The organism is Enterococcus sp. CSURQ0835 (assembly GCF_902706605.1).
Lineage (GTDB): Bacteria > Bacillota > Bacilli > Lactobacillales > Enterococcaceae > Enterococcus_A.
Genome location: NZ_CACSLH010000004.1, coordinates 12399 through 26392, shown reverse-complemented (window position 1 = coordinate 26392; position 13994 = coordinate 12399). Strand labels below are relative to the sequence as shown.

General features: G+C 43.2%; 9 protein-coding genes, 1 pseudogene and 1 riboswitch. All 10 genes and pseudogenes read right to left on the bottom strand.

The window, feature by feature from the left end; genetic code table 11:
• Positions 1 to 94: 94 nt before the first annotated feature.
• Positions 95 to 1927: a translational GTPase TypA gene (typA, locus tag GVJ38_RS02850; RefSeq protein ID WP_159721662.1), complete on the bottom strand. Its 1833-nt coding sequence runs from the start codon at positions 1925 to 1927 to the stop codon at positions 95 to 97.
• A gap of 137 nt (positions 1928 to 2064) precedes the next feature.
• Positions 2065 to 2814, bottom strand: a complete 750-nt coding sequence (locus tag GVJ38_RS02845) for an inositol monophosphatase family protein (RefSeq protein WP_159721661.1) — start codon at positions 2812 to 2814, stop codon at positions 2065 to 2067.
• Positions 2815 to 2822: 8 nt separating this feature from the next.
• On the bottom strand, positions 2823 to 3098 hold the full coding sequence (locus tag GVJ38_RS02840) for a UPF0223 family protein (RefSeq protein ID WP_159721660.1): 276 nt from the start codon (positions 3096 to 3098) through the stop codon (positions 2823 to 2825).
• A gap of 79 nt (positions 3099 to 3177) precedes the next feature.
• Positions 3178 to 4584 carry a dihydrolipoyl dehydrogenase gene (lpdA, locus tag GVJ38_RS02835; protein ID WP_159721659.1) on the bottom strand — a complete coding sequence of 469 codons (1407 nt, stop codon included), beginning with the start codon at positions 4582 to 4584 and terminating at the stop codon, positions 3178 to 3180.
• 7 nt (positions 4585 to 4591) lie between these two features.
• Positions 4592 to 6244, bottom strand: a complete 1653-nt coding sequence (locus GVJ38_RS02830) for a dihydrolipoyllysine-residue acetyltransferase (RefSeq protein ID WP_159721658.1) — start codon at positions 6242 to 6244, stop codon at positions 4592 to 4594.
• A gap of 19 nt (positions 6245 to 6263) precedes the next feature.
• A complete protein-coding gene (locus GVJ38_RS02825; protein WP_159721657.1) occupies positions 6264 to 7241 on the bottom strand; it encodes an alpha-ketoacid dehydrogenase subunit beta in 978 nt (325 codons plus the stop codon).
• 2 nt (positions 7242 to 7243) lie between these two features.
• Positions 7244 to 8353 carry a pyruvate dehydrogenase (acetyl-transferring) E1 component subunit alpha gene (gene pdhA / locus GVJ38_RS02820; RefSeq protein ID WP_159721656.1) on the bottom strand — a complete coding sequence of 370 codons (1110 nt, stop codon included), beginning with the start codon at positions 8351 to 8353 and terminating at the stop codon, positions 7244 to 7246.
• Positions 8354 to 8714: 361 nt separating this feature from the next.
• A complete protein-coding gene (mgtA, locus tag GVJ38_RS02815) occupies positions 8715 to 11318 on the bottom strand; it encodes a magnesium-translocating P-type ATPase (protein ID WP_159721655.1) in 2604 nt (867 codons plus the stop codon).
• A 145-nt stretch (positions 11319 to 11463) separates the two neighbouring features.
• A riboswitch (M-box (ykoK) riboswitch) is annotated at positions 11464 to 11628 on the bottom strand.
• Positions 11629 to 11671: 43 nt separating this feature from the next.
• Positions 11672 to 12414, bottom strand: a pseudogene (locus tag GVJ38_RS02810) (nitroreductase family protein).
• Complete coding sequence (locus tag GVJ38_RS02805) at positions 12404 to 13828, bottom strand: aminotransferase-like domain-containing protein (RefSeq protein ID WP_159721654.1); 1425 nt, start codon at positions 13826 to 13828, stop codon at positions 12404 to 12406. Before GVJ38_RS02805 ends, GVJ38_RS02810 begins: the two are co-directional and overlap by 11 nt.
• Positions 13829 to 13994: the final 166 nt, after the last annotated feature.

Sequence of the window (13994 nt, the reverse complement as noted above, 5' to 3'; positions counted from 1 at the left end):
CTACATCGTTTATATCTCAGCTGCTACGAGTTGAAGCCGCAACTTTCAAAAAAAGACCAACCTCACAAATGAAGTTGGTCTCATACTAATTATTCTAATTTTTACGTTTTTTCGCTGCTTTTTCCCGTTCCGCTTTGTTTAAGACTTGTTTTCTCAAACGAATGCTTTCCGGTGTAACTTCGCAGTATTCATCATCATTCAAAAATTCTAATGATTCTTCTAACGTTAAGATCCGTGGTTTTTTGATGACGGACGTTTGGTCTTTATTAGCTGAACGCACGTTAGTCATTTGTTTTGCTTTTGTAATATTGACACCTAGATCTTTATCACGAGCATTTTCACCAACGATCATGCCTTCATAAACTTCAGTTCCCGGTTCAACAAAGACGATTCCGCGTTCTTCCACACTCATGATTGAGTACATCGTTGCTTTTCCGGCATCAACAGAAACTAAAGCCCCGTTACGACGACCGCCGATCACACCAGATAACATTGGTAAATATTGATCGAAGGTATGGTTCATGATCCCGTAACCACGAGTCATTGATAAAAATTCAGTTGAGAAGCCGATCAAGCCTCGAGCTGGTGCTAAGAAGATCAAGCGTACTTGACCATTCCCAGCATGGATCATGTCTTGCATCTCAGCTTTTCGCATACCTAATGCTTCGATCACTGAACCCATATATTCTTCCGGCGTATCGATTTGAACGCGTTCAAACGGTTCGCATTTCACACCATCGACTATTTTTTCAATAACTTCTGGCCGAGATACTTGCAATTCATAGCCTTCACGACGCATATTTTCGATCAAGATCGACAAATGCAATTCGCCCCGACCAGAAACAGTCCATGCATCAGGTGAATCCGTTTGTTCGACCCGTAATGAAACATCGGTGTGTAATTCTGACATCAAACGTTCTTCGATTTTACGTGAAGTCACATATTTTCCTTCACGACCCGCAAACGGTGAATTGTTCACTAAGAACGTCATTTGCAATGTCGGTTCATCGATGTGTAAGATCGGCAAAGCATCTTGGTGATCGACTGGCGTCACCGTTTCACCAACGAAAATATCTTCCATCCCGGATAACGCGATCAAGTCACCGGCTTTTGCTTCTTCAACTTCCAAACGTTTCAAGCCGAAGAAACCAAAGATCTTCGTCACGCGGAAATTTTTCACGGAACCATCGAGTTTCATAACTGAAACTTGGTCACCAACTTTGATCTTCCCTCGGAAAATCCGGCCGATCCCGATCCGACCAACATAATCATTGTAGTCCAATAATGAAACTTGGAATTGTAATGGTTCATCGCTATTGTCAACGGGCGCTGGAATTTTTTCAACGATCGTATCAAACACAGGTGCCATCGTATGTTCTTGATCTGCTGGATCTTCTGATAAGCTAGAAGTCCCATTCAAAGCGGAAGTATAGATCACTGGGAAATCCAATTGATCGTCATCCGCACCTAATTCGATAAACAATTCTAAGACTTCATCCACGACCACTTCTGGTTGAGCAGATGGTTTGTCGATCTTATTAACGACTACGATCGGAGTCAAATGTTGTTCTAAAGCTTTTTTCAAAACGAACCGTGTTTGGGGCATCGTTCCTTCATAAGCATCAACGACTAGTAAAACACCATCGACCATTTTCATGATCCGTTCCACTTCACCACCGAAATCCGCGTGTCCTGGGGTATCCATGATGTTGATCTTGTAATCTTTATAGTTTACAGCCGTATTTTTGGCTAAGATGGTAATGCCTCGTTCTTTTTCCAAGGCGTTTGAATCCATAGCCCGTTCTTGTAAATGCACGTGGCTGTCTAAGGTGTCTGATTGTTTCAACATTTCATCAACTAACGTCGTTTTCCCATGGTCAACGTGGGCGATAATGGCAACGTTACGAATATCTTTTCTGTATTTCACTGTCATTGCTCCTTTTCTTCTTGCGAGAGACTCACTCGATTGACAATTATAACAGATATTGTTGCCAAGTGTTAGTAAAACATTTTCAACTTTTCAGAAAATGACAAAATTCTTAATAACTTGCTAATTAAAGTGTCTTATTTATCAGCGTCGATCTGTGCCATTACTTGTTTAGTTGCGCCAAAAAATAACTCACGACCAGAAAATTTCAACGGCTGTTGATTCGCTCCGCTTGTCACCATCCCTAATTGCTCGATCATGATTTTTCCTGGTGCATAATCCCATGGACTCAGCAAGCTGATATAGGCAAGCTGCTGGCCTTTCAACATGGCGATCATCTCTAGACCGGCACAACCTAATACGCGCACGCCCATCGAACGCTCGCCGATTTTTTGCAGCTCGGTCGAATGAGCATAAAGACCGATCCCCATACCGATCAGACCATCTGCCAAGCCCTGGTCTTTAACCGGTGCCAGCTCTTGGTCGTTACAAAAAACTTTGCCGATCTTTGGCCCACCCCAGTAAAGATCTCCAGCCATAACATCATAAATAAACCCTAACTGACCGACACCTTCTTCGTAAACTGCGATCATAATACAAAAGTTTTCCCGCTGATAAACAAAATTCAATGTCCCATCGATTGGATCAATCACAAAGACTCTTCCGTGATCGATCGGTGTAGTATCTTGGCCATTTTCTTCACCTAAGATCAACGCATGTGGATCAAATCGTTTTATCTTAGCGACTAAAAATTCTTGAACTTCTTTATCAACATTCGTCACTAGGTCCGTTCGGCCAGTCTTATGGTCAACTTGTAAATGATCCCCGATCTTTGATTTGATCAGTTCGGCTGCTTCATAGATCCATTTAATGATTTCTTTTTCCATTTTTACACCTACTTTGTTAGTTTTACACGCTTTTTATTCGTTTGACGTGCTGCTTGGACGGTCTTATAAATTGAATAACCGCTCGCTTGTTCAAATTCACGATCTAGTTTTTTTTCTTCACCAATACTTTTTACTACTGTTTTAAACTCACGGTAACTCGCTAAAAAAGCTGCTTTATCAACACCTGATTCATTGGCCGTCTCGACTTGCGTCAAAAAAGCCATCACGATCAATAATTCAGCTTTTGTCCAATCGGGGTCTAGCGGATAACTATAATTGTCCATTTTTTCTCTCCAATCTCTTCTTAAGTGTAACAAAAAAAGCTGAGTGTCTCTACACTCAGCTTCGTGTTCCATTTAAGTTTTAAATGTGGATCGGTAATCCTAAAGCTAGTTCAGAAGCATCCATTACGATCTCACCTAGTGATGGATGTGGATGGATCGTCAATGCGATATCTTCTGCGTTCATCCCGGACTCGATCGCAAGTGATAATTCAGAAACCATATCACTCGCACCCACTCCGGCGATTTGAGCACCGATCAAAACATTGTCTTCAACAGTCGTCACTAAACGAATGAAGCCTTCAGTTTTTGCCAATGATAAGGCACGACCATTACCAGAAAATGGAAACTTAAATGCTTTTGCTTCGAGTCCAGCGTCTTTCGCTTCTTTGATCGTCATTCCGACAGAAGCAAGTTCAGGATCCGTAAAAGCAACGGCTGGCATTGCTTTGTAGTCAACTGCTACCTTTTTACCCGCGATCGCTTCTGCGGCGATTTTCGCCTCATAACTAGCCTTATGAGCTAAGGCTGCGCCTGGCACGATATCCCCGATCGCAAAGATGTTCGGAATATTCGTTCGACCTTGATTGTCGACTTTGATCAAGCCGCGCTCTCCCAGTTCGATCCCAGCTTGTTCTAAGCCCATATCATTCGTATTTGGGCGGCGACCGACTGTGACCATCACATAGTCAGCGTCGATACTTTCTTTTTTGCCGTCCACTTCATAATGGATCGTGACGCTATCCCCATTATCGACTGCTTCACGAGCCATCGCGTTGGTGACTGTCGTGATTCCTTTTTTCTTAAATTCGTCTTCTACGATCTTGACCATATCTTTTTCATAGGTTGGTAAGATTTGAGGTGAGCCTTCTAAGATCGTAACTTGAGCGCCCAAATTAGCATACGCGCCACCAAGTTCTGCTCCGATGACACCACCGCCGATAATAACGAATTTTTCTGGCACAGCTTTTAAATTCAAACCGCCCGTCGAGTCTAAGATCCGACCGCCAAATTTAAAGCCAGGAATCTCAATTGGCCGTGAACCCGTTGCAATGATCGCGTTGTTAAAAGTATACGTTTGGGCGGAATCAGGATGGATCACACGTAGCGTATGGTCATCAACAAAGAACGCTTCGCCTTCGATGATCTCGACTTTATGTTTTTTCAATAAAAATTTGACACCTGAAGTCAATTTGTTGACGACTTCTTTGTCTTTCCATTCTTGAGTTTTTGTAAAATCTAATTCGGCACCTTTACTTTTGACGCCAAAAGTCGAACCATCTAATGCATCTTGGAGATGGTGACCGGCTGAGATCAAGGCTTTTGAGGGAATACACCCAACATTCAAACAAACACCACCGATAAATTCTCGCTCAATGATGGCAACGTTTTGTCCCATCTCAGCGGCGCGTATAGCGGCTACATAACCGCCAGGTCCGGCACCGATGACTACTGTATCTAATTCAATGGCAAAATCTCCAACTACCATGATCTAATCATCCTTCCATTAGTAATAATTCAGGGTCAGCCAAGAGACGCTTGATGTTGTTCATAGCTTTTTGTGCTGTCGCCCCATCAACGATTCGGTGATCAAAACTCAAGGAAAGTTTCATCACACGACCGACTGCCAATTCACCGTCTGCATTAACGATTGGTTGTTGTTTAATCGTTCCAACACCTAAAATCGCAACTTCTGGATAGTTGATCACAGGTGTGAACCAACCGCCACCAACGGAACCGATATTTGAGATCGTGATCGTTCCATTCCGCATCTCATCTGGTTTCAGTGAACCATCATGCGCTTTAGCTGCTTTTTCATTGATTTCGTCTGCAATTGCAAACATCCCTTTAGTATCTGCATTTTTTACGTTTGGAACATAAAGTCCGTGGTCGGTATCTGTTGCGATCCCGATGTTGTAGTAATGTTTGTAGACAATTTCTTGGTTAGCATCATCAATCGACGCATTCAAGACTGGATATTTCTTCGCAGTTGCAGTCAAAGCTTTGACGACATATGGCAAGAACGTCAATTTCGTACCATTATCAGCAGCGACTTGTTTGAATTTCTTCCGATGATCCCAAAGTTTTGAGACTTCCACATCATCATGAAGCGTAACGTGAGGCGCGGTATGTTTCGAATTGACCATCGCTTTTGCAATTGCTTTTCGCGTCGGTGTCATTTTTTCTCTTGTTTCAGCTTCACCCATATCAGAAACATAAGGTTTAGGTGCTGCTGCAGGAGCCGCTGGTGTTTCGGCTGTAGCTGCAGATGTTTGAGCTGGAATTTTTTCTTGCATGAACGGATTTTTAGCCGCTTCAGATTGTCCACCACTCGTTGTAAAGTTATCGATGTCTTGTTTGGTTACACGACCACCTTTACCTGTTGCAGTGACTTGTGTGATGTCAACATCTTTTTCTCGTGCATATTGTCGAACCGATGGCATTGCTAAGACTCGTTTATTCGGATCAGCAGCTTGAACGACTGAACCCGTTGTAGGAGCCGCTGCAGCTTTAGCTGGCGCTTCAGGCGGAGTAGTAGAACTAGCGCTAGCACTTGGCGCGCTGTTGTGTCCTGGTGCATCGATCTCAACTAAGACGTCGCCAACTTGAGCGGTCGTCCCTTCTGGAACTAAAACATTTTTGACTGTCCCAGTTACCGGTGAAGGAATTTCTTCTACCGATTTATCATTTTGAACTTCTAGCAAAGTATCGTCTTCTTTGATGGTGTCGCCTGGTTTAACGAACCATTTAACGATCTCACCTTCTGCGATTCCTTCGCCAATATCTGGTAATTTGAATTGATAAACGTCATTTCCATCACCGTTACTACTCTCGCTGGCCACAGGTTCAGCTGCTGGAGAAGCCGGTGTTTGTGATTCAGCTGGTGCGGGTGTTGCTTCCGTTTCATGACCGGATGCATCGATCTCAACTAAGACATCGCCTACATGAGCGGTCGTCCCTTCTGGAACTAAAACGTTTTTGACTGTCCCAGTTACCGGGGAGGGAATTTCTTCCACGGATTTATCGTTTTGGACCTCTAGCAAGGTGTCGTCTTCTTTGATGGTGTCGCCTGGCTTGACGAACCATTTAACGATCTCACCTTCTGCGATTCCTTCACCGATATCCGGCAATTTAAATTGATAAGCCATGCTTTATTCGCTCCTTTTTTTAAAATTCAACGATCTCTTTCACTTTCGCTTCGATATCCGCAGCATTTGGCAACCAAATACCTTCCGCTTGACCAAATGGGAAGATCGTATCGGGAGCCGAAACTCGACCGATCGGTGCTTGAAGCGATAAAATCGCTCGTTCTGAGATCTCAGAGACGACTTGCGCCCCAACACCGGCTTGTTTTTGTGCTTCTTGGACCATCACGACGCGGCCAGTTTTTTCAACTGATTTAATGATCGTATCGATGTCCAAAGGTGCCACCGTTCTAAGGTCAATGATTTCTGCGTTGATGTTTTCTTTTGCAAGATTGTCCGCCGCTTTGATCGCTTCTCGAACCATTGCACCATAAGCAATGATGGACACATCACTACCTTCTCGAGTCACAGCCGCTTTATCTAAAGGAACTTCATAGATCCCATCTGGCACTTCTTCCCGGAACGAACGATATAATTTCATATGTTCCAAAAAGACGACTGGATCATTGTTCCGAATCGACGCGATCAATAAACCTTTTGCATCATAAGGATTTGAAGGGATGACTACACGTAAACCTGGTGCTTGTGCCATCAAGCCTTCTAAATTATCTGAATGCAGTTCTGGTGTGTGCACACCGCCACCAAATGGCGAGCGGACCGTGATTGGTAAATGCCGAGTATTACCCATCCGATAACGTGTCCGAGCCATTTGACCCACGATTTCGTCCATTGCTTCAAAGACAAAGCCGAAAAATTGGATCTCAGGAACGGGTCGAAAACCTTCTAGCGCCAAACCAAAACCTAGACCGGCGATCCCTGATTCAGCTAGTGGCGTATCAAAGACGCGTTCTTCACCAAATTGATCTTGCAAACCTTGTGTTGCTCGGAAGACCCCACCATTTTTCCCGACATCTTCACCGAAGATCAACACGTCTTGATCTTTTTCCAGCATCAAAGCCAAGGCATCTGTGATTGCTTGGATCATTGTTTTTTGTGCCATAATTATTTCGACTCCTTCGCTTCATAGAATTCAATTTGTTCTTTGATATTTTGCGGTTGAACTTCAAACATATTTTTCAAGAAATCAGAAACTTTTTGTTTTGGTACGCGATCGGCTTCTGCGATGGCTTGTTTGATCTCTTCTTTTGTTTGTTCGATCACGGCATCTTCTTTTTCTTTTGACCAAAGTCCCTTATCCGTCAAATAGTTACGGAAACGGATCAATGGATCTTTTTTCTGCCATTCATCATCTAATTCTTTTGAACGGTAACGAGTTGGGTCATCCCCTGACAACGTATGAGGACCATAACGATAAGTCACCGTCTCGATCAAAACAGGGCCATTGCCTTCAGCTGCCCATTCCCGAGCCATTTTTGAAACGTAATAAGTCGCTAATGGATCCATCCCATCAACTTGGATTCCTGGGATACCTGCAGCAACTGCTTTTTGAGCTAATGTTTCAGCAGCAGTTTGTTTTGCTCGAGGGGTTGAGATCGCAAAACCATTATTTTGCACGATAAAGACAGCGTTTGCATGGTATGAACCTGCAAAGTTGATCGCTTCATAAAAATCCCCTTGAGAAGTCCCGCCGTCACCAGTGTAAACGAATGCGACGTTTTTACTTCCGCGTTTTTTAAGTCCTAACGCTACACCAGCGGCTTGCACATATTGAGCGCCGATAATGATTTGCGGTGGCATCGCTTGTAGATCTTCAGGATAAAGATTCCCCGCCACATGTCCCCGAGACCATAAAAAGGCTTCTGATAATGACAACCCGTGTTGAACTAGTTGTGGTACATCTCGATAACCTGGGAATAAACGATCTTCTTTTTCAAATGCGAAATGGCTCGCTAATTGACTTGCTTCTTGACCGGCTGTCGGTGCAAAAAAGCCTAGTCGTCCTTGACGGTTCAAAGCAGTCGAACGTTGATCTAACACTCGTGACCACACCATTTGCGTCATTAATTCAACTAATTCATCATCTGATAGATCAGGGATCAACGCTTCATTTGTTACTTTCCCCGTCTCATCGATTGCTTGATACATTGGAAAATCACTGCCAACATCTTTTAGCAAGGCTGCAAAATCAATCGCTTTCTTTTTTTTCGCCATGTCTTACACGTTCCTCTCTTTGCTGAAAATAATCGCTGTTACAGCGCGCATATCTGTACTACTGCAAACGCAGTTCCATATTTAAAATAGCATTAATAGCATTCAAAGACAATCAAAAAGCATTTAGAAAATGAAGATTTAAAAGCGCTTGCGAGATCTCATTTGTGAATAACAGCGCGAGTTTGGTTTTTGTAAACTGATTTAAACTTTTTTTCTAGCTCATACTTCGGATTAAAAAGCGGTTTCAACTCAAGCTTATCCACTCAAAACCGCTCTTCAATCGATTGACGATCCGCCGCTTAAAAAAACTTTTCAAGCAAAAAAAAGAAACAGAACAACATCTCTGCTGTTCTGTTACAATTTATAACCATTCTTTGGCGATTTTAATGTAAAGCGTCTTGCCGAATTGGACGGCTAACATATAACCAGCTACGATTCCGACAAACCAAAGCCAATAGCTTGCTGGTAGTTGCACAAAATCAAATTGTTCCCGTAATGGAGACAACACGATCGCAGCACCACAGATCACAGCTAAAAATAAACTACTGAAAACTTGGATCGCCGGTTTACTTTGGATAAACGGAATTTTTCTCGAACGAACCATCAAGACGACTAACGCTTGAGTCGTCAACCCGACCATAAACCAGCCAGTCTGGAATAAATTTTGCTGTTGGATCGTATCGGCATGAAAAACAAACCACATAACTAAAAAGGTCAAAATATCAAAGATCGAACTGATCGGCCCGATACAAACCGTGAATTTCAACAGTCCACTCGTCTCCCATTTAGTTGGCGCCACGAGTTCTTCCGCATCGACATTGTCCCAAGGGATCGTTAATTGCGCTACGTCATAGATCAAATTTTGTAGCAACAACTGAATCGAAAGCATCGGTAAAAACGGTAGGAACGCACTGGCGATCAAAATCGAAAAGACATTCCCAAAATTAGAACTGATAGTGATTTTGATGTATTTCATCATATTAGAAAATACTCGCCGGCCTTCGATCACACCGCTTTCCAACACGTTCAAACTTTTCTCCAATAAAATGATCGAACTAGCATCTTTGGTGATATCAGCTGCTGTGTCTACGGAAATCCCAACATCAGCTTTTCGCAGTGCCGGTGCGTCGTTGATCCCATCACCCATAAAACCAACCGTGTGACCTTTAGTCTGTAGTGCTTCGATGATTCGTGCTTTTTGCATCGGATTCAATTTAGCAAATAAATTAGTTTCTTCAGCAGCTTGTTGCAACTCTTGTGTTGACATCGTTTCGATCTGATTACCTAATAAAAATTTTTCGGCTTCGATCCCGACATCTTGACAAACTTTTTGCGCTACGATCGCATTATCACCGGTCAAAACTTTAACAGTCACGCCATGTTTATGCAATGAGGCAATGGCGGGTTTGGCCGTTTCTTTAGCCGGATCTAAAAAGCCCATGAAGCCGATCAAGGTCATTTCTTTTTCATCCGCAACACTATAGATCGCTTCACTGTGAGCATCTTTTTTGACGGCAACGGTGATCACTCGCATCCCTTGACGGTTCATTTTTTCATTGACCTCAGTCAACTGGGCGCGTAATTCAGGAGTAAAGGGCAGAATCTTGCCATTGATCTCGACATTTTTACAGATCGATGCCATTTCTTCGACCGCACCTTTTGTAATCATTACTTGGTGCTCGTCCGCTTTCACTACTACTGTGAGCCGCCGCCGTGAAAAGTCAAACGGGATCTCATCGATCTTGTAGATCTGTTCAAAGGGCACATTCTGATTTTCATCATGATAATAATTGATCACTGCGATGTCCATCAAATTTTTCCAGCCCGTTTGGTAAGATGAATTGATATACGCATAGTCTAGTACTTGTTTATTTTCATTGCCTAACGGATCGAGGTGTTGGACTAACACGACGCGGTCTTCGGTGATCGTTCCCGTCTTATCCGTACACAAAACATCCATGCTGCCGAGGTTTTGGATCGATGGTAATTCTTTGACGATCACTTTGTGTTTTGATAAGGTCAAGGCCCCTTTTGCCAAATTAGAACTCACGATCATCGGCAGCATTTCAGGAGTCAAGCCGACAGCTACGGCGATCGCAAAGAAAAATGCGCTACCCCAATTACCTTTTGTTAACCCGTTGATCAAAAAGACTAATGGGAACAAGAACATGATCAAGCGTAATAATAATTTACTGATCTTAGCAAGACCGATATCAAACGTCGTCTTGCCGCGTTTCGTCGTTGCATTTTGCGCGATGTCCCCAAAAAAAGTTTGTTGGCCGGTTTTTAAAATGATTCCTTTTCCTTGACCACTCAAAACATCCGTCCCCATAAAAACTAAATTGTGCAAATCGATCGCTGTTTCGTTTTCACCGATTTCACCGGTCACATATTTTTCGATTGGCATTGATTCACCAGTCAAAGACGACTGGTTGACAAACAAATCTTTCGTCCAAATCAATACTGTATCAGCTGGGATCATGTCCCCCGTCGCTAGATTTACGATATCTCCAGGAACGACTTCATCCATTGGAATCTCGTGGGTCTCGCCTTCACGAGTGATAGCTGCGGTGTTTTCGATCATTTCTTTTAATTCGATACTTGCTTTTTGCGAACGGTATTGTTGGATGAACGTGATTAACGCACTAGCTAAGATCATGATTGCCATTACGATCGCCGCTTGGAAATCAGCAGTCAACAGTGAGACGACCATCAAAAGAGCTAAGACATAAACAAAGAGATCATTGAATGATTGCAAAAATAATAGGATCGTAGGGGTTGGCTTTTGCGCAGAGATTTCGTTGGGACCATATTCTTCTAACCGAGCTTGAGCATCTTCAGTCGATAGTCCTTGTAACGAGGTTCGTAAACTCAAAAAGAGATCACGTTCAGATAGTTTAGCTAATTTTTTTAAGTTCTCATCTTTATTAACTTTTTTGGTGATGAGGTTTTTTCGGTTCATCATGATAGTTCCTCCTAGTTTTGCTGAGCGGTGTCAGCGGGCTTAAAATTTTCCTCGGTCGACTCTCTTCATGATCCATGTTCCTCACCTACCTTTTTTGTTAGCAAAGCAAAAAGCGCACACTCAAAAATGAGCATGCGCGTAGAACTTTCATGATCATCGTCGAGCTTTAGCACTATAGGGCGTAGACAAACTGTCAGCTACATTAAAGATCACCTTCACGATGACCTCTGTTCAACCAGCTCGGAGTCTCTCGATTCCTTTGCGGCAGCAGCTTATGTCCAAATAGGAGCCTCACCTAACAATATTTTTTTAATTTCTAGGAACACTATAGTGGAGTTTTTCCAGCGTGTCAATCAAACTTTTTTATTTGGTTGGTAGATTTTTTTCATTTGAATAAATTTATCAACTAAAAAGTTCGGTTCAGCCGCAAAATAGTCTGCAAATTTGACACTCCAGCGTTTTGTTTCACGAGCTTCAGCAAAAGCTTCCATCGTTTGATCGTATTGTTCAATTGCTTGATAGTCATAGTCTTGGTAGGTGTCGTAATGGACGACGACTTTTTGGGGTAAACGCGGTTTCACTTTCATTTCGGTGATCGGTTTTCCAATGGCTAGACCAGCAAGTGGCAACATGTGATCAGGCAACTTCAATAACGTCGCCACTTGATCTATCTGGCGCCGCAGACTACCAACTACGACACAACCAAGGCCGAGGCTTTCTGTTGCGACCACCGCATTTTCTAGTGCGAGCGCCGTATCAGTCACCGCCGTCAGTAACGGATCAAGACTCATCTCTGTTTGATACGCTCTGTCATAATGCTGTGCGACTTTTTCCGTGCGTTTCAAATCAGCCACAAAGATCAAAAAAGCAGAACTTTTTAAGATGTGAGGGTTACTCGGATTTAAGGCCACTAATTTTTCTCGGAGTTGGCGGTCTTGGATCACAAAATACTGTAAAATTGACCGTTCATCCAACTAGGAGCTTGCTGACTCGCCGCTAAAATTTGTTGCAGCTCACTTTCACTGATCGAATACGTTTCATCGAATTCTCGATACGTCCGATGCGCTAACAATTGGTCTAACACTTTATTTTTCATCTAATGGTCCTCCTAAAATTTTAGTGATCTCGGCTAACACCGCAAAAAATTGTTGGCGTTCTTTGGCTTCTAGCCGAGTGTAATTGATCCGCATCGCTTGAGTAGCTTCACTGAATAAAAAAGCGGGGGCGATCGCGATGTGGCGGTCTAAAAAAAGTTGCCAATCTTTCCGAGTCAATTTTTTCGTCCGAAATGTCAGCCAGGCATACAATCCACCTTCGATCGGTTCATACTCCCAAGCACTCAAAAACGGCTGCATCGCTTGGGTAAAAGCAGTTGCGCGCTTTTTTAATTCCGTCACTAGCATCGCCCGCTTTTTTTCAAACGCCGGATCGAACAAGGCCGTATGCGCGACGACTTGGGGAAAAACGCTGATGGAAAAATCCAGCGTCTGCTTAGCCTCGGCTAACCGGCGAATCAATTCAGGATCGGCGACGATCCAACCAATCTTGATGGACGATCCAAATAATTTCGACAGTGAGCCTAAATAGATCACTTGATGCGGAGCTGTTTTTTTCAAAGCAGGCGGAACACTACCAAAACGCAGCTCACTAAAGACATCATCTTCTACTACCGGCAGTTGATATTTTTGACAAAGCGCAAGCAGCTGTTCTCGGCGTTTTTTTGCCATCGTCTTACCCGTCGGATTTTGAAACGTCGGATTCAAGATCAGTAGTTTGAGTTTTTTACTCACGATCATTTGTTCCAAAGCTGCTAATTCGATTCCTGCTTCATCCATTGGAACACCATACAGTGAAATGTCGGCCGCCTCAAAGATCGGTAACGAATATAAAAACGAAGGATCCTCGATCGCCACACTATCCCCAGCTTGCAACATCACTTGCAACAGCAAAAACAAAGCTTGTTGTGCACCAGCTGTGATCAAGATCTGATCGGTCGAAAGCCCCAATCCTTCTTCTTGTTTCAGCCGTTGACAGATCAATTCCAAAAGCGGTTGGTAGCCATGCAGTCCTTGCTTTTTTTCTTCCAATAATAATTCTTCCCACGTATAAGCTGGCAGTTGAAAATCGGGAATCAAGTCAAGTGGTAACTCCCCAGAATATAAATCCAATGCAATCGGTAACGCGTGCATTTTAGTTAAAAATGGTTCATGGTGTTGAAATTCACGCCGAAAATGCTGGCGCCAGTCCACACGTGGCGTCCCGCTACGCCCCCACTTGCCTTCACTCACCACTGTCCCACTACCGCGTTTACGATCAAGCCACCCTAATGCAGTCAATTCAGCTAACGCATGAACCAATGTCGAACGATTCACACCGTAATATGTTGCTAATGTCCGTTCAGCCGGCAATCGGTCCCCCGGATGCAACTGTCCGTTTTGGATATATGAAATGATCTGTTCCATAATTTGCTGATAGATCGGTCGTTTACTTTTTTCGTCTAATTGCCACATCGTGTCATCCTCGAATTCTTTAAACTAATTTTACGCTATCGTAAAGTTTAACGACTGTCAACTAGTCCACAAGAAAAGCTGCCTGAGCTAGTTCGGACAGCTAAAAAATTTTATAGGACGACAAGAGTTTACTAGTGAAAATTTTATAATCCCTTAGCCCACAAAA